This window comes from Pseudomonas sp. GL_139_B, assembly GCF_057834475.1.
Map to the genome: position 1 here is coordinate 1999630 of NZ_CM174403.1, position 24144 is coordinate 2023773.

Below are 24144 nucleotides of genomic sequence, written 5' to 3' on the forward strand. Positions count from 1 at the left end.
GATGGAACAGGGCGCGGCGGCCGCAGTCATAGCCTGCGCCATGCCATTGATCGTATGGTTAACCCGGCTCAACGGATTTGATGGAGCACCATGCAAGCCAATCGATTGATCAGCGGTGTCGCAGCGCTGTTGCTGCTGGCCGGTTGCGGCACTCAGCGCACGCTGGAACCGCCCGTGCGCCAGCCCGCCGAGGTCAAGGCCGAGATCGTGCGTCTGCTGCCGGCCAACACCACGGATCGCCAGGGCTGGGCCACGGACATCTACGCCGCCTTCGCCGCGCAGAACATTTATCCGTCCACGCAAAACCTGTGCTCGGTGCTTGCTGTGACCGAGCAGGAGTCCACGTTCCAGGTTGACCCACCCGTGCCGGGCCTGGGCAAGATCGCTCGGGAGGAAATCGATCGTCGCGCGGCGAAAGCCCACATCCCCAGCCTGTTGATCAGTGGTGCGCTTCAGGTGAGATCACCCAATGGCAAGAGTTACAGCGACCGTCTCAACGCGGCGCGCAGCGAAAAAGAACTCAGCGCAATTTTCGATGACTTCATTGGCATGGTGCCCATGGGCAAGACCCTGTTCGGTGGCTTCAACCCGGTGCACACCGCCGGGCCTATGCAGGTCAGCATCGATTTCGCCGAACAGCAAACGCGGGGTTACCCGTATCCGGTGAACGGTTCGATCCGCCATGAAGTGTTCACTCGACGCGGCGGCATGTACTTCGGTATTGCCCACTTGCTCGGTTACCCGGTGAACTACACAGAACCGCTGTATCGCTTCGCTGATTTCAATGCCGGTTGGTATGCCAGCCGCAACGCGGCGTTTCAGAATGCGCTGAGTCGGGTGTCCGGCAGCCCGTTGGCGCTGGATGGCGATCTGGTCCGCTATGACTCGATCATGCCCGGCTCCACCGAACTGGCAGTGCGCAGCCTCGGCAAGCAATTGGGTATGCGCAATATGACCATTCGCAATCAACTGGGGGAAGGCAAAAGTCTCAAGTTCGAAGAGACCGAACTCTATCAGCGCGTGTTCGCGTTGGCCGATCAGGCCGAGGGCCAGCCATTGCCTCGTGCGGTATTGCCGGGAATTGAGCTGCAAAGCCCGAAAATCACCCGAAAACTCACCACTGCGTGGTTCGCCAATCGGGTCGACGGGCGTTATCAGCGCTGTATGGTGCGGGCTGGCCAGTGACCCGATTCAAAAAACAGGCATAAAAAACCCCGGCGGATGATGCCGGGGTTTTCATTGAGTACTGCGCTAAACCCTGCATTTATACCGCGTGGCTTTCGATCAGACGGTCGGAGCCACCTTCGGCTACACGGTTTTCCATCAGGTGGTCAGAACCATCAGCGGCAACGCGGTTTTCGATCAGGTGGTCAGAGCCGTCAGCGGCTACACGGTTTTCCATCAGATGGTCAGAACCATCAGCGGCTACGCGGTTTTCCATCAGGTGGTCAGAACCATCAGCGGCTACACGGTTTTCCATCAGGTGGTCAGAACCATCAGCGGCAACGCGGTTTTCGATCAGGTGGTCAGAGCCGTCAGCGGCTACACGGTTTTCCATCAGGTGGTCAGAACCATCAGCGGCTACGCGGTTTTCGATCAAACGATCCGAACCCCCTTCAGCCACACGGCTTTCAATCAGACGATCCGAGCCGCCTTCAGCGACCACAGGCTGAGCCGAGGTAGCGGCAAAAGCGTTAACTGCGAAAACCGAGAAAGCGATGCTGAGAAGGGTTTGGCGTTTCATGATGGTGTGCTCCGGGATGTAGTTGGTTGGTATGGAGCGGATGTTACGCCGAGGATTTTTTATGAGAACTTCATTGATGTGATTGTGAACATCGACGGTATTGATAGGCGATGTGAGTCGCCCCACGCGGGAGTGATGGTTCAGTCGTCGGATGGCGCGGATGAGGTCAGCCGGCGCTTCTACACTGGGAGCGTGACCAGCAGATGACGCCTCTAATGATCCCATTCTTGTCTCGCCAGGAGGCCGCACCATGTATCAGCTTTATGGACACCAGAACTCAGGCGCGGCAGCGATAGAAGCGGCGCTGGAGCTGTGTGACATTCCTTACCGCTTTATCGACGTAGAGTTGTCCTCGGAGGCAGCCCAGACACTGGAGAAACTCAACCGGCTCAAGCAGATTCCGACACTGCAACTGCCCGATGGCAGCGTTCTCACCGAAAGCGCGGCGATTCTGATTCATCTCGGGCTGACCTTTCCCAAGTCGAATCTGTTGCCGAAACTGCCTGCTGACCGCGATCAGGCGATCCGGGGCCTGGCGTACATCGTCAGCAATTGCTATGTGGCCATCGGCATTATCGATTACCCCGAACGCTGGCTGGCCGAGACGGATGAGGCGTCCAGACAAAATCTCATGGCCGGTGCCCGCGCGCGATTGCACTGGAGCTGGGAGGTGTTTGCCGATCAGTTTTCCGGTGAGCTGTACCTGGGTGATGAAGCCCCGGGCGCGCTGGATGTGCTGGCGGCGGTCGTGTCCAGATGGGCCGGTAGTCGGGAGCATTTACGCAACGCCCGCCCCGGTTTTTTTGCGTGGCTGGAACGCATCGACCGACATCCGACATTGGCACCGGTCTTCGCCCGGCATTGGCCCGCCTGAATACCGAATAAAAACTGTAGGAGTGAGCCTGCTCGCGATTGCGGTGTATCAGTTAATGAAAGTGCTGACTGACACACCCCAATCGCGAGCAGGCTCACTCCTACATTTGGTCCAGGGTGTATCCGGATTATTCGCCGCGGATGTACTGCTCCAGCTGTTGAATCAATTCCGCCTGTTCGGCAATGGCTTCCTTGACCAGGTCGCCGATGGACAGCAAACCGATCAATTTTCCGTCTTCCACCACTGGCAGGTGACGCAGTCGGCGATCGGACATGATGCCCAGGCACGTATCGACGGTTTGATGGGTGTCCACGGTGATGACCGGGGACACCATGATGTCGCGCACCGGCGTGCCCACCGAAGAACGGCCATGCAGCACCAGTTTGCGTGCGTAATCGCGTTCACTGATGATGCCCAGCACTTCATCGTTTTCAACCACCAGCAAGGCGCCGACGTTTTTCTCGGCCATCTTCATCAATGCTTCCAGCACCATGTGATCAGGCTTGATCTGGTGCACTTCCTGATTCTTCTGATCTTTAAGCTTGAGCAGTTGGGCGACGGTTTTCATGGTGGCTTCTCGGGTGTTGTCGTTGTTCTTGAAGAATCGTAGACCCAAGCGCTGAGGGCAAGGGAGAAAACGGCAGATAACACTCAAAAAACGCCATTCAGCGGTTTTTCTTCGATAAACATGATTCATGGGCTCAGTAGATCCCTGTGGGAGCGAGCAGGTTTTATGTTTCGATGACGCGTAGAATTGCGGCCTGAATCAATGCGTGAGGTTGCAGTGGTGGATTTACAGCAGGGCTTCGTCCTGACCCGGCATTGGCGCGACACCCCGGCCGGCACGGAAGTCGAGTTCTGGCTGGCGACTGACACCGGTCCCCGGCGTATCCGCCTGCCTCATCAACGGTCGGTGGCGTTCATTGCGCAGCAGCAACGTGAGCAGGCAGAGCGGGTGTTGCTCGGCGAGAAAAATGTCGAGCTCAAGCCCTTGGCCCTTGTGGATTTCGAGCACCGCCCGGTGCTCGGCCTGTATTGCCAACAGCACGGTCAGTTGATGCGCCTGGAAACCGCGCTGCGCAAGGCTGGGGTCGAGATGTTCGAGGGTGACGTTCGCCCGCCCGAGCGCTACATGATGGAACGGTTCATCACAGCGCCGGTGATCTTTGGCGGTACGCCCAATGGCGAGGGCCTGCTGCTGGACGCGCAGATGAAACCCGCCCCGACCTACCGGCCCAACCTGCGGCTGGTCTCGCTGGACATCGAAACCACCGCTCAAGGCGAGTTGTATTCCATCGCCCTGGAAGGCTGCGGTGAGCGCCAGGTGTATATGCTCGGGCCAGCCAATGGCGACGCCAGCGAGGTGGATTTCCAGCTCGAATACTGCGACTCGCGAACCCTGCTGCTAAAAAAACTCAACCAATGGTTTGCCCGCCACGACCCCGACGCGATCATCGGCTGGAACGTCGTGCAGTTCGACCTGCGCGTACTGCATGAACACGCTCGACGCCTGGCGGTGCCGCTCAAGCTTGGCCGCGGTGGTGAAGAGATGCAGTGGCGCGAACACGGTAGCCGCAATCATTACTTCGCGGCGGCAGCGGGGCGATTGATCATCGACGGCATTGAGTCCCTGCGTTCGGCGACTTGGAACTTTCCCTCGTTCAGCCTGGAAAACGTCGCGCAAACTCTGTTGGGCGAGGGCAAGGCGATCAGCACGCCTTACCAGCGCATGGACGAAATCAACCGCATGTTCGCCGAGGACAAACCGGCCCTCGCCACCTACAACCTCAAAGACTGCGAACTGGTGACACGGATTTTCGCCAAGACCGAACTGCTGAAGTTTTTGCTGGAACGCGCCAGCGTCACTGGTTTGCCGGCGGATCGCAGCGGTGGATCGGTGGCGGCGTTCACCCACCTTTACATGCCGCTGATGCACCGCCAGGGCTTTGTGGCGCCGAACCTGGGCGGTAAGTCACCCCAGGCCAGCCCCGGCGGGTTTGTCATGGACTCGCAACCGGGTCTCTACGAATCGGTGCTGGTGCTCGACTACAAAAGCCTTTATCCGTCGATCATCCGTACTTTTCTGATCGACCCGGTCGGGCTGATCGAAGGCTTGCAACATCCCGACGACAGCGACTCTGTACCGGGTTTTCGTGGGGCGCGCTTTTCAAGAACCCGGCATTGCCTGCCCGCGATTGTCGCCCGGGTGGCTGAAGGCCGCGAAACCGCCAAGCGCGAACACAATGCGCCGCTGTCCCAGGCGCTGAAGATCATCATGAATGCGTTCTATGGCGTGCTCGGCTCCAGCGGCTGCCGCTTCTTCGACACACGGCTGGCATCGTCCATCACCTTGCGCGGCCACGAGATCATGTTGCGTACCCGGCAATTGATCGAAGCCCAGGGACACACGGTGATTTATGGCGATACCGACTCCACGTTCGTCTGGCTGCGCCGCGCCCACGGTCAAGAGGAGGCCGCGCGGATCGGCCATGCGTTGGTGGACCACGTCAACCAGTGGTGGCGCGAACATGTGCGTGAAGAATACGGGCTGGAAAGCGCGTTGGAATTGCAGTTCGAAACCCACTACAAACGCTTCCTGATGCCGACCATCCGTGGCGCGGAGGAGGGCAGCAAGAAGCGTTACGCCGGTCTGGTCACCCGCGCCGATGGCACTGATGAAATGGTCTACAAAGGCCTGGAAACCGTGCGCACCGACTGGTCACCCCTGGCTCGGCAGTTCCAGCAAGAGCTGTACTCGCGGATTTTTCATCGCAAGCCTTATCAGGATTACGTACGCGACTACGTGCAAAAGACCTTGGCCGGCGAGTTCGACGATCGTTTGATCTACCGCAAGCGTCTGCGCCGCACCCTCGACGACTACGAGCGCAACGTACCGCCCCACGTGCGTGCCGCGCGCATCGCCGATGACTTCAACGACCGCCAGGGCCGTCCGCGTCAGTACCAGAACGGCGGCTGGATCAGCTACGTGATCACCGTCGCCGGACCCGAGCCACTGGAGATTCGCAGCGCGCCCATCGACTATGACCACTACGTCACCCGACAACTGCAACCCGTGGCGGACGCGATCCTGCCGTTTGTGGACGACGATTTCTCAACCCTGATTGGTGGGCAATTGGGCCTGTTTTAAGTCCAGCAATGACAGCGTCCAGTCATCCCGTATGCCATGGAAATACTGCTCAAGGGCCCGATGGAAAAGGCTGTTTTCGGGGGATGCCTGGGCAAATAGCGTCATTGACGAATGAAACTTGAGGTCATCGGGATGGCCGAAAATCTCGGCGATCGAGTGCTGTTTGACGTTCAGGACCAATTGCGTGCACGTGCGCAGACGTTGACCCAGCAGTGGATGGTTCAAGTACGCCACGGCTTCCTCTTCAGAGCGTATGGCAAAGTATCGGGACATCTCGCTCCCGCCCAGTCCGGCAAGCTGCGGAAAAATGAACCACATCCAGTGTCGGCGTTTTTTACCGGCGCTCAGTTCTTCCTGAACCCACTCGAATACCGGGTCTTGAGCCTTGACGAACCGTGGCAAGTTGAAAGCATCGAGCTGATCGGTGCTTCTCATGCAGAAACCCTCTGACAATACGGCGATGGCTCAGACCATGGCCAATCGCTGCTTGCGTTGTGGCGCGTGAAACGCGTGGTCCAGCGCCTCCAGATCCCCGGGATCGAGCTGCAATTGCGGGGCTTGTGCATTTAATTGTAGATGCTCAGGTTTGACCGCTTTGGGGATGGCGATGACACCTTTGTGTCGCAGGATCCATGCAAGCGCGATCTGGGCCGGTGTCACCTCGTGACGGGCGGCAATTTTTTGAAGCGCTGGATGGGCAAGCATTTCTCCGCCTTGACCGATTGGACAATACGCCATCAACGGCTGCCGATGCTGTTGACTCCAGGGCAGCAAATCAAATTCGATGCCGCGCTCTTCCAGGTTGTAGAGCACCTGATTGGTGGCGCAGGCCGGTGAGTTCAGTTCGTGCAGGTCGTCCATATCGAAATTGGACACACCCCAGCGGCTAATCTTGCCATCCTCACGCAGACGCTCGAAGGCCTCAACGGTTTCCTCCAGGGGATACTGGCCACGCCAATGCAGCAAGTACAAATCGATGTAATCGGTCTTCAAGCGTCGAAGGCTGCGCTCGCAGGCCTGGGGAATGCCTTGGCAACTGGCGTTGTGCGGGTAGACCTTGCTGACCAGAAAGACCTTGTCGCGCAGACCGGTGATAGCTTCAGCGACCACTTCCTCGGCGCCGCCTTCTGCGTACATTTCAGCCGTATCGATCAGCGTCATGCCCAACTCGATGCCCAGGCGCAGGGCCGAGACTTCCCGCGTGTGCGCCGAGGGATCCTCACCCATACGCCAAGTGCCTTGGCCAACGACCGGAACTTTGACGCCGGCCAACTCTAGCGTGCGCATGAAAACCTCCACTCTGTGACTCGGTGAATAGTAGATTGGCAGCAAAGTGACGCCGTTGTTCCTTGGAACGGTAGATTCCTGATGATAGCGAACAAGACGAAATCTCAGCTTTAAGGACTGGCCTGCGTGTTCACGGACCACCGGCACCGCACTTTTCTGGCTTTGGTGGCTCTATCCTTTGGCAGCTGGCGGCGATCCCCACCGCTGGCCCATGCCCAAGTTCAAGAACCCATGGCTCGAGTTTTACCCCGAATCCCTCCACCGATCCATCGCCGTTGCCTGCTCCTGGCTTGCCTGGCGATGCTCGTTGTCACCGGTTGCAGCCAGCAGCAGGGCAAAGACATCGTCAGCCAGTTCCGCGAAGGCCGCCCCCAGGAATTTCTCCAGACCAGCGTTGACCGCATGGCCACGCTGACGATGCGTGACAATCTCGACAGCCTCTACGTGCTGATGAGCAAGCTCTACCTGCGCAACCCCGATGAGCTGAAAAAATCCGGCTTCCTCAACGCCCGAACGGCTGGAAAGCAAGTGCGCATGGCCATCGAAGACCAACAGCCGCTGCCCACCCTAGGCGGCAAAAAAGACCTGGCGGCGCTCAGGTATGCCATGAGCCCGGAGTTTCTCGGTGACCGGGTCGGTGCTTTCATTTATGCCATCGGCAGCATGTTGGTGACCGCCCACGGCAATCGTCTGGAGTTCTACATGACGGATGCGATCAATCCGACGTTCGTCAGCAATGCCGCGCGCAACATCGAGATAGCCACGTGGATTCTCAGTCAACGGCAAAACAAGCAAGGCGAACCCTTGCTGTTCTCCAATGAAATCTCGGAGGAGGGCAGCAACCTGAGTTTTGCCGTGGAGTTCGGCAAGATCGTTGCGCGCCTGGATTTGCTGACGCAGATGCTGGACGAACGCTACCGGCGCATCGGCTTGAACTACGCGCAGAGTCTGCTGTTCCTGAACTTTCTGCCGGTGCAATAACTGCCGACGCAGACCCCTGTAGGAGCCGAGCTTGCTCGCGATAGCGGCATAGCATTCAACATATGTGTTGGCTCACAGTCCGCCATCGCGAGCAAGCTCCGCTCCTAGTGGAATGGGGGGGAATTACAGCTCGGATATAACGATAGTCCGCATCGATATAAGTGGTTATAAGAAAAATCGCTATGCTGCGGACCAGATTTCTCCCTGCGGTCTTTGTGGACGTATCAATGGATTTAGTGAACATCGGGTTGGTTGTTGCCGGGTTGGTGGTTGGCTTTATTGTTGGCATGACTGGCGTCGGTGGTGGGTCGTTGATGACCCCTATTCTGCTGTGGTTCGGCATCAACCCCGCGACGGCGGTCGGTACCGATCTGCTGTACGCGGCGATCACCAAATCCAGTGGCGTGCTGGTTCACAGAAAAAACAACAACATCGACTGGGCAATAACCGGCTGGCTGACGCTTGGCAGCGTGCCGGCGGTGGCGTTGACGCTGTGGTTCCTGAGCAGTTTGCACACCGCGCCAGAAACGATGAATGCCATCATCAAACAAGCGCTGGGCTTCGTCCTGTTCGCCACGGCGCTGGCGATTCTTTTCAAAAAGCGCCTGCTTGAGTTTGCGCACAATCGTGCCGGTGGTAACTACAACCCCAGTGGCAAGCGCCTCAACGTGATGACGGTCATCACCGGCTTGGTGCTGGGCACCATGGTTGCGCTGACGTCCATCGGTGCTGGCGCCCTTGGCACCGTGGCGCTGTTCATCCTGTATCCGCTGTTGCCAACCCGTCGCCTCGTCGGTACGGAAATCGCCCACGCCGTACCGCTGACCCTGGTCGCAGGGCTTGGCCATGCGAGCATGGGCAACATGGATTGGCACGTGCTGGGTTACCTGCTGATCGGTTCGCTACCCGGTATCTGGTTGGGCAGTCATTTGACCGGCAAGATTTCTGATGAAGTGCTGCGTCCTTGCCTGGCGACGATGTTGGTGCTGATTGGCTACAAACTGGCGTTCTGAGCCGGTTTTCTGAAACAAATCCATCCCGTCCTCCTTTAGGTGCTACGGTGGAAAGCCAGCCATCATTCGTCCGCGAATGACTTGTCGGCAATCCCCCGTGATCGACAAGGAAGAGGTGGCACGTGTTTGCGTTAATCCCTATCGCTAAAGATCACCTCTCCGATGCCGGGTCTTGCCTCGACACACCGTCGTGAACGCCCCGCCGAAACACCTGCCGCTGATTCTCAGTGAATTGCGCACCGCCACGACCCGGCAGCACCAGGCATTGGAGTTACGCATTCCGTTCTTCACGGCCGATCGATTGCTGTATATCCGCCTGATCAGGGCCTACTACGGTTTCTATCGGCCGTTGGAAAACCAGCTGTTTCAGGTGGCAATGAGCATTCCCGATCTGGACTGGCTGATTCGCAGCAAAACCCCGTCGCTGAAGGCCGATCTGTATGCCTTGGGGCTCGATGCCGCGGCCATTGATGCCATCCCTCGGTGCACATTGACCTTTCAGACCGACTCCATCGCCGATGTGCTGGGCGTGCTGTATGTCCTGGAGGGCGCAACGCTGGGCGGGCAATCACTGCGCAGCGGGTTGTACTCACGCCTGGGTATCGATGAACGCAAGGGCGGTCTTTTTTTTGCGGTGTATGGCGCGGCAACCCTGAGAATGTGGCGCGATTTTCTGGCCTGTCTATATGAAGTGCGCGATCCGCTTGAACGGACAGCGTCGGTGGTGGCCGCGCAGGCGACGTTTGAGGCCTTCGAAGCCTGGCTTGAACATTGCGAGGTCTTGATATGAATCGCCTGACCGACGAACAACTCGACGCCGCGCTCGCCGAATGCGCCAGTGAAGCGATCCGGGTGCCGGGGGCGATTCAGCCACACGGTATTTTGCTGACGTTGAATGAGCCTGCATTGATCATTCAGCAGATCAGCCGTAATTGTGCAGCCGTATTCGATCAGACCGCCGCCGCGTTGCTGCAACAACCGCTCGCGACATTGGCGGGTAACGCAGCGGCTGAACAGGTGCGTCAGGCACTGTTGTCGAACTGTCTGGAAGATGCCAACCCCGTGGTGTTGGAGATCGATGCCCAGTGCTTTAACGCAACCCTCAGCCGTCATGATGGCGTGGTCATTCTTGAACTCGAACCGTTGCTCGACGTCGTCCAGGACAACACCGCCATTGTGCTGCGGGCCCTGCGGCGAATGCAGGCGGCGACGACGCTGGAGGACTTGTACACCGTCTGCGTCGATGAAATCCGTGTGCTGAGCGGCTTCGACAGGGTGATGCTGTATCGCTTCGAGCCGGCGGGGCATGGACAAGTGATCAGCGAAGCGCTGGGCGGCGTTCTACCCGGTTATCTGGGCCAGTGTTTCCCCGCGTCGGACATTCCGCCTCAAGCCCGCGAGTTGTATCGCCTGAACTGGATTCGGGTGATTCCGGATGCGCGCTATGTGCCGGTGCCGATCCTTCCGGTGCTACGTCCGGATACCGGACAGCCGCTGGATCTGGGGTTTTCGCTGTTGCGCAGTGTGTCGCCGGTGCATTGCCAGTACCTGGAAAACATGGGCGTGCGGGCCTCCATGAGCTTGTCGCTGCTGGCGAATGAGCAGCTGTGGGGACTGATCACCTGTGGCCATCCGCAACCGCTGTTGGTCAGTCATTCGGTACGTTCAATGTGCGCGGCCATTGCCCAGTTGCTCAGCATGCAGATCACGGCCCTGCACACTCGAAACGAACAGCAGCAGCGTGAACAGAAGTCCCGCTTGATCAATGAACTGACAGCGGCGATGCGCCAGGCTGAAGGCGATGTGCTGGAGGGCTTGATCAACAACTCCCTGCCACTGCAAGAGCTGACCGGCGCCAGTGGCGTGGCGGTGCTGATCGAGGACCGCCTGCATCTGTTCGGTGAGTGCCCGACCGATGAGCAGGTACGAGCGCTTTACTTGTGGGTGCGCGAGCAATGTCTGGAGAGCGGCGAGCCGCTATTGACCGATTCCTTGCAACGTTGCCACGGCTCCAGCGCGCTATATAGCGGTGTGGCCAGCGGTCTGCTGGCCTTCGTGCTGCCAAAGCCCATAGACAATGGCGTCATGTGGTTCCGGGCGCAACTGCGTTCCAGCATGAAGTGGAGTGGCAATCCAGATGAGCATTTCAGTGCCGGAGCCGACAACCGGTTGCAACCGCGAACCTCGTTTGCCTTGTGGGAGCAACGGGTGGAGGGGTGCGCGCGGGAGTGGAGCACGGTGGATTATTACGCGGCCAGTGAATTGCGTCGCTGTGCCATCGAAAACGACCTGGCCCGTCAGGTACACCGCGAGCACGAAGCGGTCCGCGAGCGTGATGAGCTGGTGGCCGTGGTGTCCCATGACCTGCGCAATCCGATGACCATTATCATCATGCAATGCGGAATGATGCAGCGCCTCGTCGCCCGTGACGAAGGCAAGCACACCGTACGCATGAACGCGGCCCTGGACACCATGGAAGATGCGACCGGACGGATGAACGCCCTGATCGCTGATCTGATGGACAAGTCGAAACTCGACGCCGGTCACTACCCGCTCGAGTGCAAACCGCTGGATGTCGTCGAATTGCTTGAGCAGGCCTGTGCCTTGCTGGTAACCCTGACGTCGCACAAAAACATTGAACTCAATTGCACCAGCGCCGAAGGGTTGAGCTTCGACGCCGATCCCCAACGGCTGTTTCAAGTGCTGTCGAACCTGCTGGGAAACGCGATCAAATTCACCCCGGCGGGAGGGCGCATCGACCTTAATGCCTGGCAGGTGGACGGCAAGGTCCTGATTTCCGTGCGCGACAATGGCAGCGGCATCCACGCCGCGCATTTGCCGCACATTTTCGAACGCTACTGGTCGACCCGTGAAGGTAACCCCAACGGCAGTGGCTTGGGTTTGTACATCTGCCGCGCCATTGTGCGGGCTCATGGCGGGGAGCTTTGGGCGCAAAGCGAGCCGGGAGCGGGCAGCGTGTTTACCTTTTCCATTCCGGCGCTGGTGACGGTTGCGGCTTAGGCCCGGGTGAAAATCTCCAGCAGATGACCGTCCGGGTCATCGAAATACACCCGCCGTCCCCCGGCGTAATCATTGATTTCCTTCGGCCGCTGCTTGCCCGGGTCCGCCCACCACGGCAGGCCGTGTGCTTGCAGGCGCGCGAAGGCCTTGTCGAAGTCGTCGTCATCGATCAAGAACGCATAGTGCTGGGACGCTATCGGCGGCTCGTTATTGTAGAAATCCAGCGACACGCCATTGTCGAATTTGACGATCAGCATTGGGCCGAAAGGCTCGGGAGCGGGCAAGCCGAGGAGCTCGGCGAGGAAATACGCCGATAGCTGCTTGTTGCGACACCAGACGATGGTGTGGTTCAGCTGAGCGCTCATGGAGAAGTCCTCACGGCGGTGCAGGTGGATCATTATGAGCTTTGAGATTAGCCCAGCCTGTTGCGCAATGACCGCCCTGACCTAAGCTTGGGTCAAGGCGAAACACAATTGCGGTGCGTCACCCGGAACGAACACCGCGATGCGCAATCATTAGAGCGTGGTTATCAAAAGGAGATGCGCATGCTCATCAGGTTTTTGACCCTGACAACTTTGCTGGCTTTCGCCAGTCCCTTGCTCGCAGCTGAAAGCGATTCACCGTTGGACATGGATAAAGGCAGGTTCCGGCCACTGATTGTCATTGCGCCCAGCACCGTCGACCCGGTCTGGACGGGCCTGAAAAAGTCACTGGACGATCCGGCCAACAAGGAGGGCATCGCCCAGCGCAATATCAGGGTGTACAGCGTGCTGAACATGTTCGGGCAGCTCGACGGCAGGGATCTTGGTCAGCAGGACACCATGGCACTGATCCGCGCCCTGAAATTGGGGGCGGGGGCGTTGCCCAAAGTGATCCTGATCGGCAAGGACGGCGAGAAGAAGCTTGAGAGTTCGGGGGAGGAATCAAAGTCGGTCGATTTGAAGAATATTTTCGCGACCATTGACGCCCTGCCAGCGGCAGAGAAAGAAGCCCCCGCGCCGACGGTAGCGGCCCCTGTTGCAGCCGAACCGGGCAAAGATGCCCAGGGCACAAAGCCCGCCAAGCATGGCAAATCGGGTAAACCCGCCAAGGTCCCTGAAATGCCGGATGACTGAACCCTCCTACAAAATCGGGGCGTCCTAGGACCACGTGCGCTGGCCTGCGAAGGCTTCGGACATTTCCTTCGAGACGCGTCGTACTTCATGAACGGGTGCGCCAATCATCCTGCCGATACCTTTGTCGGGCCGCTGCAAAACCAGCGGTCGGATGTGGAAGTCCGGTGGTTACCGAGAGCGCGTGTGCACCTGTAAACACATGTTGGCGTTTTTTTATGCCAACATTGTTGCTTATGGCAGCTTTGCGCAGGAGCACTCTTGAGTGCACTGGGTTTCTCTTGGTATCCCGGACTTCCACACCTGCGTACAGCTGCCACCCTCTCTGTGGAAGTGAGATCGGCAGTTTATTTAATTACCGAGGTTCTTCGCACATGAAAAAACTAAGTCCCAATCCCCCCGAAGTTCCAGCAGAAGCTGACACTCTCGATCCCGTCCAACTTTCCGAAACCATAGAACGCACAGTCAGCGCGCGCTTGCGAAACCCCAGCCACGCCGACCCCATCAGCCACATCTTTACGATCACTGCGGACGTCGACTCAACAACCCTGCTAAGTCATGCCTGCGAAACCCTTGCATCGCTGAATGTCCTGATTACGGACCTGGCCTGCAAGCTGGAAGGATCGAAACGCAACGTGGCACTTTCGACTCAGCAGTTGGCGGTCATCGCCGAGTTATTGGTGAACCAGGCTCTGGATAACATTGATCCCCCTGAAGGTGGGCCTGCCGTTCAGCCACCTGTACAGCATTGAGAGGGGATGATCACTAATGGCCAGAGATATGCCGATTACGGGTATCGATTGCCAAATTGCGTCGTTGCGGATTGATACGGATGCGCCGGTGGATGTGTTGCATGACACCGCAGCGTATCGCATTCGTAGCGTGACCCAACTGCTGGAAACCCTGTCCGTCGGGGAGGGAGTGGGCCGTGATGCCTTGCTGTTACAGGATTTTGCGCGAGTGTTGGCGATACCGCTTCGTGACGGTTGTGATTTGATGGATGTCATCGGACGACGATTGCAGCCGCAGTAATGACAATGGGCGATCTAAACAATCGCCCATTTTTTTGCAGGTGAAGTATCCACCTTCATTGGCTTCGGAAATTTCCTTCAAGTTGTGTAGCACTTGATGAACTGGTGCCCTACAGCGCACACCGCTAGCCTTCATGGAAGTCCGCGACATTGTGAGACCCAAGGACGAAAACACCAGTGGCAAAAAAGGAACCTCACCTGTGAAAAAGCTCAGCAAACCTCAACAACCGCAAACCCAAATCGATGCCGATCATCCTGCTCCTGCGAAGGTTTGCGATACCGCGAAAGCGGTGGCCACTCCACGGCCCAGGCGTATTCCCTCGCCCCAGCAGATATTCGCCATTGCCCCCGGTGTTGACACACTGACCCTGCTAAAACAAGCCTGCGAAACCCTCGCGTCTCTGAATGCCCTGCTCGAGAATTTTGCTGCAAAACTCGAAGGGCCAAACCGCGGTGAAATATTTTCGATCCAACAGTTGGCCATGGTCGCCGAGTTGCTGGTGACTCAGGCACGGGACAACCTTGCTCCACTTGACGATGCGTCTGTCGGTCAGTCAGTGACCCGGCATTAAGCAGGCATCTAACGAAAACGGGCGGCCTTGAGCGGGCGCCCACTTTTTTCGCCGAAAATTTGTTGCTCTTGTTTACTCGGTTAAGGCACTCAATATTGTGTGGGCGATTTTGATCCGTTCCGGATTCGGATAGTTTTTGTTGGCAAGGATCACGATGCCGATGTCCTTCGAGGGCACGAACGCAACGTAAGCGCCAAAGCCGCCGGTGGAGCCGGTTTTGTTGATCAATACGTTTTCCTGCGGCGGCTGCGGCGGGTTCAACCACTGGACCTTATGAGCCTGCATGGCCATCTCGGTCGAATTACCGATTAGCAGCCGATCCAGCGTGACAGGGTAAGGGTAGAGCTCCCAGCCCAGCCCTTGTGTCATATCGCCTGCGGTGTAATAACCGGTGTGGGTGGTGTCGACGGCTTGCTGCAGTGGCTTTTCTAACCCTGCCGGTTTCATGTTCGCTTCGACATAACGAAGCAGGTCCGAGGCGCTGGTTTTCACGCCGTAGGCTTCGGAGTCCAGCGCGCCCGGCCCGACACGCACGGGCTTGTCGTCCTTGTTGTATCCCTGTGCGTAAAGCCCCATCTGGTCTTGCGGCACTTTGAGATAGGTGTGCTTGAGGCCCAGTTTCGGCAACAAGGTCTTTTCCATCAGGACATCGAACGACTGGCCCATGCTGTTGGCGGCGAGGTAACCGAACAGCCCTATGCTTGGGTTCGAATACAGGCGATGGGTGCCGGCAGGATAAACCGGTGTCCACTGCTTGAAGTAAGCCAGCATTATCTCTGGATGGTCAGCTTCGTCAGGGAACTGCAGCGGCAATCCACCGGCGGTGTAGGTGCCCAGTTGCAGCAGGCTGATGTGGTCGAATGCACTGCCGCGCAGTGCCGGCAAAACAGCGCTGGCTGGATCGGCCAGGGACAGTTTGCCGTTGGCTTGCGCGTAGGCCGCTAGCGTGGCGGTGAAGGTTTTGCTGACTGAGCCGATTTCGAACAGGGTGTCCTGGCTGACCGATTTGCGGTCCTCTTTAGAAGCCACGCCGTAATTAAAGTAATGCTGCTGGCCATTTTTGGTGATCGCAACGGCGAGCCCCGCAATGTTCTGTTGCTGCATTACTGGACTGACGGCGGCGTTGACCAGGGTTTCGAGTTGCTGGTCGGACGGTGTGGCGGCCATGCATGGTGCTGCGCTGAGGATGAGTGCAAAAGTGCTGTAGGACGCAGGCTTTGGCAATTTTACTTTGTACATGTCTGATCCACTCTTCATGAGTTGTGATGATGGTAACCCGCTACACTCCATGCGCTCTTGCAAATCGGGCTAGCGAACAGGCGCACCAAATTTAGGGAGTCAGCCGAGCGGCGACAAACGACGATATTTTGGGTTAGCTATTAGAAAAAATATGGAGTTGGCATGATTCGTCCTCACTTGCCGCTGAATGCATTGCGTGCTTTCGAGGTGTCCGCACGTCATTTGAGCTTCACTCGGGCGGCGGTGGAGTTGTTCGTCACTCCAGCGGCAGTGAGTCATCAGGTCAAAAGTCTTGAGGCTCAGCTTAATGTGACGCTGTTCAAGCGTTTGCCCCGCGGGCTGATGCTGACGAGTGAAGGTGAAACCTTGCTACCGGTATTGTGCGAATCTTTCGACCGTATCGCCGAAACGCTTGAGCGTTTCGAGGGTGGGCATTATCGGGAGGTATTGACGGTGGGGGCGGTGGGGACGTTTGCAGTAGGTTGGCTGTTGCCGCGACTGGGGGACTTCCAGGTGAAACATCCGTTCATAGATTTGCGTCTGTCGACCAACAACAACCGGGTGGATGTAGCCGCTGAAGGGCTGGATTACGCGATTCGATTTGGCGCCGGAGCGTGGCACGGCATTGAAGCGCTACGTTTGATCGATGCGCCGCTGTCCGTATTGTGCATTCCCGAACTGGCCCGGCAGTTACATTCGCCAGCGGACCTGTTGAAGCAAACGTTGTTGCGTTCCTACCGGACCGACGAGTGGCCCGAATGGTTTCTGGCCGCTGGGCTTGCGGCCAACACGCCGCCAGCCAGGAGCATCGTTTTCGACTCATCTCTGGCAATGATGGAGGCTGCACTTCAAGGCGCAGGCATTGCATTGGCGCCGCCGCTGATGTTCTCCCGGCCTTTGGCGGCGGGGGCTATCGAGCAACCGTTCGCCATCGGCGTCACCACCGGCAGCTATTGGCTGACCCGATTGCAGTCGCGCCCTGAAACGGCGGCGATGACGGCGTTCAAGGATTGGCTGCTGCAAGCGGCCGAAATGGATTAGCGGATGCCAACCTGTGGGAGCTGGCTTGCCTGCGATGGCGACTGTCAGGATCATCAATGTTGAATGTACTGGCCTCATCGCGAGCAGGCTCACTCCCACAAGGAGCGGATCACAGGGTAGAAGGTCAGCGCACCAGACACGGCCGTTTGTTATCGAACTTCCAGCCCGGAATCAGAAACTGCATCGCCACGCTATCATCTCGCGCCCCCAAACCCATGCCTTTGTACAGTTCGTGGGCCTTGGCCAACTGATCCATGTCCAATTCCACACCTAGCCCAGGCTTCTTCGGCACTTGCACGCAACCGTCGACGATTTGCAGTGGTGCTTTGGTCAACCGCTGGCCATCCTGCCAGATCCAATGGGTATCGATGGCGGTGATTTCACCCGGCGCAGCTGCCGCGACGTGGGTAAACATTGCCAGGGAAATATCGAAGTGGTTGTTGGAGTGCGAACCCCAGGTCAGCCCCCATTCGTGGCACATCTGCGCCACACGCACCGAGCCTTGCATAGTCCAGAAGTGCGGGTCGGCCAGCGGGATATCCACCGATTGCAACTGGATCGCGTGGCCCATTTCCCGCCAGTCGGTGGCGATCATGTTGGTCGCGGTTTTCAGGCCGGTGGCACGGCGGAACTCGGCCATGACTTCGCGGCCCGAGTAACCGTTTTCCGCACCGCACGGGTCTTCGGCGTAAGCCAGAACGTGATGCTGATCGCGGCACAAGCGAATGGCTTCCTTGAGTGACCATGCGCCGTTCGGGTCGAGGGTGATACGTGCATCCGGGAAGCGTTCGGCCAGCGCAGTGACCGCTTCGATTTCCTCATCGCCACTGAGCACGCCGCCCTTGAGTTTGAAGTCCTTGAAACCGTAGCGGGCGTGGGCGGCCTCGGCCAGACGGACCACGGCGTCAGCGGTCATGGCTTTTTCATGACGCACACGAAACCAGTCATTGTCGGCGTCCGGTTCGCTGCGATAGGCCAGGTCGGTATCGTCGCGATCACCGACGTAAAACAGGTAACCGAGCATCTTCACTTCGTCACGCTGCTGGCCTTCGCCGAGCAGGGCGGCAACCGGCACGTCCAGGTGCTGGCCGAGCAAGTCTAGGAGGGCGGCTTCCAGGCCGGTAACCGCGTGAATAGTGATGCGCAGGTCGAACGTCTGCAATCCGCGACCACCAGCGTCGCGATCGGCAAAGGTCTGGCGCACTTGATTGAGGATCTTCTGATACGTACCGATCGGGCTGCCAACCACCAGTGCACGGGCGTCTTCAAGTGTCTGGCGAATACGCTCGCCACCCGGAACTTCACCGACACCGGTGTGTCCGGCATTGTCCTTGAGGATCACGATATTGCGGGTGAAAAACGGACCATGGGCGCCGCTCAGGTTGAGCAGCATGCCGTCGTGTCCGGCTACCGGAACCACCTGCATGCTGGTGATGATTGGGGTTTTTGCTGAGTCTTGTGGGTGCATTTTCTTGTCCTTTTAAGCAACGGATCAGGCGTGGTTGGGCGTTGGTTTGCCCAGCGCAACGGGCGGTGCGATTTTTGGAGCATTACGTGCGGCAAAGACAATGATCGCGGCGATGATCGAGGTTGCAGCCAACCCATACAGTCCGCCCTGAATTGAACCGGTGTGTTCCTCCAGCAAGCCGAAGGTGGTCGGTGCAACGAAGCCGCCGAGGTTGCCCACCGAGTTGATCAACGCGATTACACCCGCGGCAATCCGCGCATCCAGATACGCCTGTGGAATCGGCCAGAACAGCGACGAGGCGGATTTGAAACCCAGCGCCGCAAAGCAGATCGCAACAAAGGCAAAGATCGGCCCGCCTGTGGTTGACATGAACATCCCGGCGGCAGCAATCAGCAGCGCAGCGGCGACCCAGGCTTGTTGGTGTTTCCATTTGGATGACAGGGAAGCAAAGGCATACATGCCGACAATCGACAGCAACCAGGGGATCGAGTTGAACAACCCAACCTGAATGTCGCTGAGGTCGCCCATCTTCTTGATGATGCTCGGCAGCCAGAAGGTCGCGGCGTAGATGGTCAGCTGAATGAAGAAGTAGATCAGGCAGAACAGGATGATCTGGCGATCCTTGAGCAGTTTGCCCAGCGTCGGTTTGATCGACGTTGCAGCTTCGCGGGCCCGTTGTTCGTCCTCGATGGCGTTGACCAGCGCATCCTGTTCGGCGCGGGTCAGCCACTTGGCGTCGTGGGGTTTGGAGTCCAGCCAGAACCAGACAAACACGCACAGCCCGACCGAAAACATTCCTTCAATGAAGTACATCCATTGCCAGCCGTGCAACCCGAAGCCGTTGAGTTGCAGGAGCAGACCAGACAGCGGGCCGGAGATCAGCGAGGCCATCGCCGAGCCGCTGAGGAAAATCGCAATTGCCTTGCCCCGTTCCACACCAGGTAACCAGCGAGTGAAGTAGTAAATCACCCCCGGAAAGAACCCGGCTTCGGCCACACCCAGCAAAAATCGCAGGATGTAAAAGTGGGTTTCGTTTTGGATGAAAGCCATGCCGGCGGCCACCAGACCCCAAGTCAGCATGATGCGGGTCAGCCAGATTCGGGCGCCGACTTTTTGCAAGAGGATGTTGGAGGGGACTTCGAAAAGCGCGTAACCGACAAAGAACAGGCCGGCGCCGAAGCCATAAGCGGCGGCGCCAATGCCCAGGTCATGCTCCATATGGGCGCGGACGAAGCCGATGTTCACGCGGTCGATGTAGTTGACGATGAACATGATGACGAACAGCGGCAGGACATGTCGTTTCACCTTCGAGATGGCGGACTTCAGGACCGAATCGGCGCCGTGGTGCATCCCTGATACGGATGTATTCACTTGGTTTTCTCCCACTGATTATTTTTATGCGGGGTGTGGCTTGTGCTGCGTTGTTGATAGACATCATACAACTACATTTTTTTGTTCTGCAAGCGTTGGCAACCAACAAAATTGGGGGCGTGTAGGTGGCGTGCAATTTTTTACGGGTTGTTTAAGGCGCGTGGATCTTTGGATTAGGCACGATTGTTGAGTGTTGTCATACAAGTTTGGCGCTGTTTTATAGAGAACCCAATCCTGCGCGGTGCTACGATTCCGTTAGCTCTGTTTCCGGATAATTGCCATGCAACAAGACCTAGACACGCCTGTCCCCAGGCGCAGCCACAACCTCGCTCACGACCTGGTGGCAAAACTGACCCAAAGCATCCTGCTCGGTCAGATGCTCCCCGGGGACAAGTTGCCATCGGAGAATTCGATCGTTCAGGCACACGGCGTCAGCCGCACCGTGGTGCGCGAGGCGATCTCGAAATTACAGGCTGCGGGACTGGTGGAAACCCGTCACGGCATTGGCACGTTTGTTATCGAACGCGCATCGGAGCAGGGCTTAAGACTGAATGTCGATACTGCACTGGGCGTGCGCAGCATTCTGGAGTTGCGTATGGGACTGGAAACCCAAGCCGCTGCGCTGGCCGCGACCCGTCGGACGGAACGGCAACTGGCGCAGATGCGAGAAGCGCTGGACGACTATCAGCGCTTGCTGAGCAACAACGATAGCTGCGTCGAGGCCGACAGGCGCTTCCATCTGTTGATCGCCGAAGCCACCGGCAATGTGTGCTTCACCGACATCATGCAACACCTGGGCAGTGCGATGATCCCGCGAACCCGCGTCAATGCCGCCGAGCGCGGAGCGACGGATTTAAGCAAGCTTGGGCAACTTGCCAACCTTGAGCATGAGGCGATTCTCAACGCTATCAAGCGCCAGGATCCGGATGCAGCGCGGGCGGCGATGTGGCTGCACCTGACCAACAGCCGTGACCGATTTTCGGCGGATGGATGACAATTGTTGTGAGGGGGCTTGCCGCTCGGTTACGTCGTGCTAGCGCCAACATCACGCATCAACAACCCGAAATCCAGTTCCACCCCGTCCGGAATCGGCACATACACCGTGTGCCCATCCCCCGGCGCCACTTCAATCGGCTCGCCTTTGACGTTTTGCAATTGATGTAAATCGAAATGGAAGTTGCCCTGGGGTGTCATCAATTCCATGTGATTACCCAGGCCAAAGCGGTTCTTCACTTTGACTTCCGCCAACCGCTCACGCCGCTCACCGGTCAATTCACCGACAAACTGCTGTCGCTCCGACACGGAGCTGCCGTGCTGATAGTTCTGGTATTCGTCATGCACATGCCGACGCAAAAATCCTTCGGTGTAGCCGCGCTGCGCCAATGACTCCAGGTCGGTTATCAGGCTACGGTCGAATTCACGGCCGGCGACGGCATCGTCGATGGCCCGGCGATACACCTGCGTGGTGCGGGCGCAATAGAAGTGGGATTTGGTTCGTCCCTCGATCTTCAGCGAGTGCACGCCCATGAGCGTCAGGCGCTCGACATGTTGCACGGCGCGCAGGTCCTTGGCATTCATGATGTAAGTGCCATGCTCGTCTTCGAAGGCCGGCATCAGTTCGTCTGGCCGATTGGCTTCCTGCAGCAGGAACACCTGCCCGGTGGGGGCGCCGATGCCCAAGGTCGGTTCGGGCTGATACTGCTGGACGATCTCGCCGAGCTGGTTTTCTGTGGCTTCCTGGGCCGAATACTTCCAGCGACAGGCGTTGGTGCAACTGCCTTGATTGGCATCACGCTTGTTCATGTAGCCCGACAGCAAGCAGCGTCCGGAATACGCCATGCACAACGCGCCGTGGACAAATACTTCCAGTTCCATGGCCGGCACTTGCTGGCGGATTTCACCGATTTCTTCCAGGGACAGTTCCCGCGACAGGATGATCCGGCTCACGCCCTGTTGCTGCCAGAACTCGACACTCGCCCAGTTGACGGTATTGGCCTGCACCGACAGATGAATCGGCATCTGCGGGAAGTGCCTGCGCACGAGCATGATCAGGCCCGGATCGGACATGATCAGCGCGTCCGGCGCCATGGCGATCACCGGCGCCAGGTCCTTAAGGAAGGTCTTGAGCTTGGCGTTATGCGGCGCAATGTTCACCACCACATAGAAGCGCTTGCCCTGGGCTTGGGCCTCCTGGATGCCAAGGGCCAGGTTGGCGTGATCGAATTCGTTATTGCGCACCCGCAAGCTGTAGCGCGGCTGGCCGGCGTACACCGCATCGGCGCCGTAAGCGAAGGCATAACGCATGTTTTTCAAGGTGCCGGCGGGGGCGAGCAGTTCGGGGGCAAGGGGAGTCATGGCAATGTCAGTCGCAAAAGCCTGGAGCGTAATCGTCTTGCGCTTGGAGTTTATTGATCTGGATCCAGGCTTTGTGAACAAACGCATGGCACTCGCGCGAACCTTGGAGGACTAAGCATAAGGACAGCTCAACTTATAAGAGCCTGTGTCCCTGCGTACTGACACGGATCGGACATGAACGAAAAAACCGTACGGAACAAATCGCTGGTGATCTTGCTTGGGCTGGTCACTGTAGCGTTCATCTGGATTTTGCTGCCGTTTTACGGCGCGGTGTTCTGGGCAGTGATCCTCGGCATCCTCTTTGCGCCGATGCAGCGTCGACTGCAATTGAAGCTGGGCTGGGAGCGCAACCTGACGTCGTTGCTCACGCTGAGTATCTGCCTGGTGATTGCGATCCTGCCGGTGATCATCCTCAGCTTCTTCCTGGTTCAAGAGGGAGCGATTCTGTACAAAAACATCGAAAGCGGTGAGTTGGACATTGCGGGATATGTGTCGCACTTCAAGCACAGCCTGCCGCCGTACTTTCAGCACTTGCTTGATCGGTTCGGGGTGGGGGAGCTGAGCGGGTTGCGGGAGAAAATCATCAAGAGTGCGGTGACGGGTAACGAGTTTTTCGCCACGCAGGTATTCAGTTTCGGCCAGGGTACGTTTGATTTCGTGGTGAGCTTTTTCATCATGCTCTACTTGTTGTATTTCTTTCTGCGCGACGGCGCCGAGTTGGCGCGCGAAGTTCGCGCGGCCGTGCCGTTGCAGGAACACCAAAAACGTCGGTTGCAACTCAAGTTCAATCGCGTAGTGCGGGCGACGGTAAAGGGCAACCTGCTGGTAGCAATCACGCAGGGCGCCTTGGGGGGCTTGATTTTCTGGTTCCTGGACATCCCGAGCGCGTTGCTCTGGGCGGTCCTCATGGCGTTTTTGTCGCTGTTGCCAGCGGTGGGGGCAGGGATCATCTGGGCGCCGGTGGCGGCGTTTTTCCTGCTCAGCGGGGCGATGTGGCAGGGCGTAGTGTTGGGGCTGTACGGGATTTTTGTTATCGGTCTGGTGGATAACGTGCTGCGACCGATCCTGGTGGGCAAGGACACCAAGATGCCGGACTATCTGATCCTCATATCGACCCTGGGCGGTCTGGCGATCTTTGGCCTCAACGGTTTTGTCATCGGGCCACTGATCGCAGCCTTGTTCATGTCCAGCTGGGCCATTTTCCTTGAAACCAAACCGAAAGTGCAGTTGCCTTAGGCGCTGAGCTGGCCCTGGTCGATAAGCTGCGACAAGGCCTGGGCGTCCGGCAGCGAGGTGAGCGGACCGCTGATTGCTTCACCGTCCTGCACCAGATACCAACAGGCGAGCAATCCCAGCGCTCTAAGCGGGGCGGGAACCGCACTGCCGATAACAGACATGATTTGAACATGGGACATAAGTACCTCCATCAATCGATGGGGCTACCTTACGGACCTGGTGCCGGATCGGAAAATCAACGCTTTCGATAGTCGTCATTGACGTCGGTGACTGTTCGCCTCAGTCGACGACCAGATCGAGCATATGAACCACTTCGTGCTCGTTGAGCAGGCCTTTGCGCACCAGGTTTTCCGCCAGCAGCGAAAGGAACTTGGCGCTGCGATGTCCTTCCAGGTGCTTGAGTTCGGTCAAAGCGTTGTACACCTTGCTGGAGGTGCACAAACCGACAATGCGGTGCGGGTTTTGTGTGGGCATGAGGTCGTCCTTGTTGTTATTGACCTATTGTTTGCGGACAGATCCAAGCTTGCGGACCCGACATGACATAAATATGACCGTTTGGCGCAAGGCGGGGATGATTCAAGTCAATGTTGCCAATTTGAACCACCGATGCTGTCCCCAAAGCGACATTGACGCGATTTATCCAGACGTTCG

The 24144-nt window shown here is 57.9% G+C and carries 25 protein-coding genes; 14 read left to right on the plus strand and 11 right to left on the minus strand.

All coding sequences use genetic code 11. The annotated features are described in order from the left end of the window. The first annotated feature begins 90 nt into the window (after positions 1–90). Complete coding sequence (locus tag AC3ISI_RS09205) at positions 91–1185, plus strand: DUF1615 domain-containing protein (protein WP_489336562.1); 1095 nt, start codon at positions 91–93, stop codon at positions 1183–1185. A gap of 79 nt (positions 1186–1264) precedes the next feature. Here the strand turns inward: AC3ISI_RS09205 and AC3ISI_RS09210 are convergent, their stop codons facing one another. Further along, positions 1265–1744 carry a phage infection protein gene (locus AC3ISI_RS09210; RefSeq protein WP_489337681.1) on the minus strand — a complete coding sequence of 160 codons (480 nt, stop codon included), beginning with the start codon at positions 1742–1744 and terminating at the stop codon, positions 1265–1267. Between the two features lie 250 nt (positions 1745–1994). On the opposite strand from AC3ISI_RS09210, the gene AC3ISI_RS09215 reads away from it, so the two are divergent. Beyond that, a complete protein-coding gene (locus AC3ISI_RS09215) occupies positions 1995–2618 on the plus strand; it encodes a glutathione S-transferase N-terminal domain-containing protein (protein ID WP_489336563.1) in 624 nt (207 codons plus the stop codon). A gap of 127 nt (positions 2619–2745) precedes the next feature. Here AC3ISI_RS09215 and AC3ISI_RS09220 read toward each other — a convergent pair whose 3' ends face one another. Next, positions 2746–3186 (minus strand): CBS domain-containing protein, encoded by a 441-nt coding sequence (locus tag AC3ISI_RS09220; protein WP_489336564.1) that lies wholly within the window; start codon positions 3184–3186, stop codon positions 2746–2748. A 219-nt stretch (positions 3187–3405) separates the two neighbouring features. Between AC3ISI_RS09220 and AC3ISI_RS09225 the strand changes: the two genes are divergently transcribed. Then, positions 3406–5766 carry a DNA polymerase II gene (locus tag AC3ISI_RS09225; RefSeq protein ID WP_489337683.1) on the plus strand — a complete coding sequence of 787 codons (2361 nt, stop codon included), beginning with the start codon at positions 3406–3408 and terminating at the stop codon, positions 5764–5766. On the opposite strand, the gene AC3ISI_RS09230 is transcribed toward AC3ISI_RS09225, so the two are convergent. Together AC3ISI_RS09230 and AC3ISI_RS09235 are read right to left on the minus strand one after the other, a co-directional pair. Then, on the minus strand, positions 5731–6201 hold the full coding sequence (locus AC3ISI_RS09230; protein ID WP_489336565.1) for a DUF1810 domain-containing protein: 471 nt from the start codon (positions 6199–6201) through the stop codon (positions 5731–5733). The two genes, AC3ISI_RS09225 and AC3ISI_RS09230, sit on opposite strands and share 36 nt — an antisense overlap. A 30-nt stretch (positions 6202–6231) precedes the next feature. Continuing rightward, complete coding sequence (locus tag AC3ISI_RS09235) at positions 6232–7053, minus strand: aldo/keto reductase (protein ID WP_489336566.1); 822 nt, start codon at positions 7051–7053, stop codon at positions 6232–6234. A 231-nt stretch (positions 7054–7284) separates the two neighbouring features. On the opposite strand from AC3ISI_RS09235, the gene AC3ISI_RS09240 reads away from it, so the two are divergent. The 4 genes from AC3ISI_RS09240 (at position 7285) to AC3ISI_RS09255 (ending at position 12068) form a co-directional block, all read left to right on the plus strand. After that, complete coding sequence (locus AC3ISI_RS09240) at positions 7285–8034, plus strand: hypothetical protein (protein ID WP_489336567.1); 750 nt, start codon at positions 7285–7287, stop codon at positions 8032–8034. Positions 8035–8261: 227 nt separating this feature from the next. Next, positions 8262–9047 carry a sulfite exporter TauE/SafE family protein gene (locus AC3ISI_RS09245; RefSeq protein ID WP_150778211.1) on the plus strand — a complete coding sequence of 262 codons (786 nt, stop codon included), beginning with the start codon at positions 8262–8264 and terminating at the stop codon, positions 9045–9047. A gap of 190 nt (positions 9048–9237) precedes the next feature. After that, positions 9238–9837, plus strand: coding sequence for a biliverdin-producing heme oxygenase (locus tag AC3ISI_RS09250; protein WP_489336569.1), 600 nt, complete (start codon positions 9238–9240; stop codon positions 9835–9837). After that, positions 9834–12068 (plus strand): ATP-binding protein, encoded by a 2235-nt coding sequence (locus AC3ISI_RS09255; RefSeq protein WP_489336571.1) that lies wholly within the window; start codon positions 9834–9836, stop codon positions 12066–12068. Before AC3ISI_RS09250 ends, AC3ISI_RS09255 begins: the two co-directional genes overlap by 4 nt. Here AC3ISI_RS09255 and AC3ISI_RS09260 read toward each other — a convergent pair. Beyond that, on the minus strand, positions 12065–12433 hold the full coding sequence (locus AC3ISI_RS09260; RefSeq protein ID WP_489336572.1) for a VOC family protein: 369 nt from the start codon (positions 12431–12433) through the stop codon (positions 12065–12067). The two genes, AC3ISI_RS09255 and AC3ISI_RS09260, sit on opposite strands and share 4 nt — an antisense overlap. Before the next feature lie 180 nt (positions 12434–12613). Between AC3ISI_RS09260 and AC3ISI_RS09265 the strand changes: the two genes are divergently transcribed. The 4 genes from AC3ISI_RS09265 to AC3ISI_RS09280 all read left to right on the plus strand — a co-directional run bounded on the left by AC3ISI_RS09265 (position 12614) and on the right by AC3ISI_RS09280 (position 14783). Then, a complete protein-coding gene (locus AC3ISI_RS09265) occupies positions 12614–13183 on the plus strand; it encodes a DUF4174 domain-containing protein (protein WP_489336574.1) in 570 nt (189 codons plus the stop codon). Between the two features lie 371 nt (positions 13184–13554). Continuing rightward, complete coding sequence (locus AC3ISI_RS09270; protein ID WP_489336576.1) at positions 13555–13932, plus strand: DUF6124 family protein; 378 nt, start codon at positions 13555–13557, stop codon at positions 13930–13932. Positions 13933–13948: 16 nt separating this feature from the next. After that, on the plus strand, positions 13949–14212 hold the full coding sequence (locus AC3ISI_RS09275; RefSeq protein ID WP_489336577.1) for a hypothetical protein: 264 nt from the start codon (positions 13949–13951) through the stop codon (positions 14210–14212). 199 nt (positions 14213–14411) lie between these two features. Further along, positions 14412–14783 carry a DUF6124 family protein gene (locus AC3ISI_RS09280; RefSeq protein WP_489336578.1) on the plus strand — a complete coding sequence of 124 codons (372 nt, stop codon included), beginning with the start codon at positions 14412–14414 and terminating at the stop codon, positions 14781–14783. A gap of 72 nt (positions 14784–14855) precedes the next feature. Here AC3ISI_RS09280 and ampC read toward each other — a convergent pair whose 3' ends face one another. Continuing rightward, the gene (gene ampC, locus AC3ISI_RS09285) at positions 14856–16022 is read right to left on the minus strand and encodes a class C beta-lactamase (protein WP_489336579.1); all 1167 of its coding nucleotides are present in this window, start codon (positions 16020–16022) and stop codon (positions 14856–14858) included. Positions 16023–16184: 162 nt separating this feature from the next. Here ampC and AC3ISI_RS09290 point away from each other — a divergent pair, with 162 nt between their 5' ends. Further along, the gene (locus AC3ISI_RS09290; protein WP_489336581.1) at positions 16185–17063 is read left to right on the plus strand and encodes a LysR family transcriptional regulator; all 879 of its coding nucleotides are present in this window, start codon (positions 16185–16187) and stop codon (positions 17061–17063) included. A 124-nt stretch (positions 17064–17187) separates the two neighbouring features. Here AC3ISI_RS09290 and gudD read toward each other — a convergent pair whose 3' ends face one another. Both gudD and AC3ISI_RS09300 read right to left on the minus strand, forming a co-directional pair. Continuing rightward, positions 17188–18531: a glucarate dehydratase gene (gene gudD / locus AC3ISI_RS09295; RefSeq protein ID WP_489336582.1), complete on the minus strand. Its 1344-nt coding sequence runs from the start codon at positions 18529–18531 to the stop codon at positions 17188–17190. Positions 18532–18555: 24 nt separating this feature from the next. Continuing rightward, on the minus strand, positions 18556–19902 hold the full coding sequence (locus tag AC3ISI_RS09300) for an MFS transporter (protein WP_489336584.1): 1347 nt from the start codon (positions 19900–19902) through the stop codon (positions 18556–18558). A 280-nt stretch (positions 19903–20182) separates the two neighbouring features. Between AC3ISI_RS09300 and AC3ISI_RS09305 the strand changes: the two genes are divergently transcribed. Next, complete coding sequence (locus tag AC3ISI_RS09305) at positions 20183–20896, plus strand: FadR/GntR family transcriptional regulator (RefSeq protein WP_489336585.1); 714 nt, start codon at positions 20183–20185, stop codon at positions 20894–20896. 29 nt (positions 20897–20925) lie between these two features. Here AC3ISI_RS09305 and trhP read toward each other — a convergent pair whose 3' ends face one another. Then, on the minus strand, positions 20926–22257 hold the full coding sequence (gene trhP, locus AC3ISI_RS09310; RefSeq protein ID WP_489336587.1) for a prephenate-dependent tRNA uridine(34) hydroxylase TrhP: 1332 nt from the start codon (positions 22255–22257) through the stop codon (positions 20926–20928). Between the two features lie 174 nt (positions 22258–22431). Between trhP and AC3ISI_RS09315 the strand changes: the two genes are divergently transcribed. Further along, positions 22432–23493: an AI-2E family transporter gene (locus tag AC3ISI_RS09315; RefSeq protein WP_489336588.1), complete on the plus strand. Its 1062-nt coding sequence runs from the start codon at positions 22432–22434 to the stop codon at positions 23491–23493. Here the strand turns inward: AC3ISI_RS09315 and AC3ISI_RS09320 are convergent. Together AC3ISI_RS09320 and AC3ISI_RS09325 are read right to left on the minus strand one after the other, a co-directional pair. Next, positions 23490–23672, minus strand: a complete 183-nt coding sequence (locus tag AC3ISI_RS09320; RefSeq protein WP_489336589.1) for a hypothetical protein — start codon at positions 23670–23672, stop codon at positions 23490–23492. The two genes, AC3ISI_RS09315 and AC3ISI_RS09320, sit on opposite strands and share 4 nt — an antisense overlap. 100 nt (positions 23673–23772) lie before the next feature. Beyond that, positions 23773–23967 carry a hypothetical protein gene (locus AC3ISI_RS09325; protein WP_007944773.1) on the minus strand — a complete coding sequence of 65 codons (195 nt, stop codon included), beginning with the start codon at positions 23965–23967 and terminating at the stop codon, positions 23773–23775. Positions 23968–24144 lie beyond the last annotated feature (177 nt).

Bases quoted from the DNA above. Each gene is read 5' to 3' on its own strand.
- AC3ISI_RS09205 (WP_489336562.1), top strand. From the start codon at position 91: ATGCAAGCCAATCGATTGATCAGCGGTGTCGCAGCGCTGTTGCTGCTG.
- AC3ISI_RS09210 (WP_489337681.1), bottom strand. From the start codon at position 1,744: ATGAAACGCCAAACCCTTCTCAGCATCGCTTTCTCGGTTTTCGCAGTT.
- AC3ISI_RS09215 (WP_489336563.1), top strand. From the start codon at position 1,995: ATGTATCAGCTTTATGGACACCAGAACTCAGGCGCGGCAGCGATAGAA.
- AC3ISI_RS09220 (WP_489336564.1), bottom strand. From the start codon at position 3,186: ATGAAAACCGTCGCCCAACTGCTCAAGCTTAAAGATCAGAAGAATCAG.
- AC3ISI_RS09230 (WP_489336565.1), bottom strand. From the start codon at position 6,201: ATGAGAAGCACCGATCAGCTCGATGCTTTCAACTTGCCACGGTTCGTC.
- AC3ISI_RS09235 (WP_489336566.1), bottom strand. From the start codon at position 7,053: ATGCGCACGCTAGAGTTGGCCGGCGTCAAAGTTCCGGTCGTTGGCCAA.
- AC3ISI_RS09240 (WP_489336567.1), top strand. From the start codon at position 7,285: ATGGCTCGAGTTTTACCCCGAATCCCTCCACCGATCCATCGCCGTTGC.
- AC3ISI_RS09245 (WP_150778211.1), top strand. From the start codon at position 8,262: ATGGATTTAGTGAACATCGGGTTGGTTGTTGCCGGGTTGGTGGTTGGC.
- AC3ISI_RS09255 (WP_489336571.1), top strand. From the start codon at position 9,834: ATGAATCGCCTGACCGACGAACAACTCGACGCCGCGCTCGCCGAATGC.
- AC3ISI_RS09260 (WP_489336572.1), bottom strand. From the start codon at position 12,433: ATGAGCGCTCAGCTGAACCACACCATCGTCTGGTGTCGCAACAAGCAG.
- AC3ISI_RS09265 (WP_489336574.1), top strand. From the start codon at position 12,614: ATGCTCATCAGGTTTTTGACCCTGACAACTTTGCTGGCTTTCGCCAGT.
- AC3ISI_RS09270 (WP_489336576.1), top strand. From the start codon at position 13,555: ATGAAAAAACTAAGTCCCAATCCCCCCGAAGTTCCAGCAGAAGCTGAC.
- AC3ISI_RS09275 (WP_489336577.1), top strand. From the start codon at position 13,949: ATGGCCAGAGATATGCCGATTACGGGTATCGATTGCCAAATTGCGTCG.
- ampC (WP_489336579.1), bottom strand. From the start codon at position 16,022: ATGTACAAAGTAAAATTGCCAAAGCCTGCGTCCTACAGCACTTTTGCA.
- AC3ISI_RS09290 (WP_489336581.1), top strand. From the start codon at position 16,185: ATGATTCGTCCTCACTTGCCGCTGAATGCATTGCGTGCTTTCGAGGTG.
- gudD (WP_489336582.1), bottom strand. From the start codon at position 18,531: ATGCACCCACAAGACTCAGCAAAAACCCCAATCATCACCAGCATGCAG.
- AC3ISI_RS09305 (WP_489336585.1), top strand. From the start codon at position 20,183: ATGCAACAAGACCTAGACACGCCTGTCCCCAGGCGCAGCCACAACCTC.
- trhP (WP_489336587.1), bottom strand. From the start codon at position 22,257: ATGACTCCCCTTGCCCCCGAACTGCTCGCCCCCGCCGGCACCTTGAAA.
- AC3ISI_RS09315 (WP_489336588.1), top strand. From the start codon at position 22,432: ATGAACGAAAAAACCGTACGGAACAAATCGCTGGTGATCTTGCTTGGG.
- AC3ISI_RS09320 (WP_489336589.1), bottom strand. From the start codon at position 23,672: ATGTCCCATGTTCAAATCATGTCTGTTATCGGCAGTGCGGTTCCCGCC.
- AC3ISI_RS09325 (WP_007944773.1), bottom strand. From the start codon at position 23,967: ATGCCCACACAAAACCCGCACCGCATTGTCGGTTTGTGCACCTCCAGC.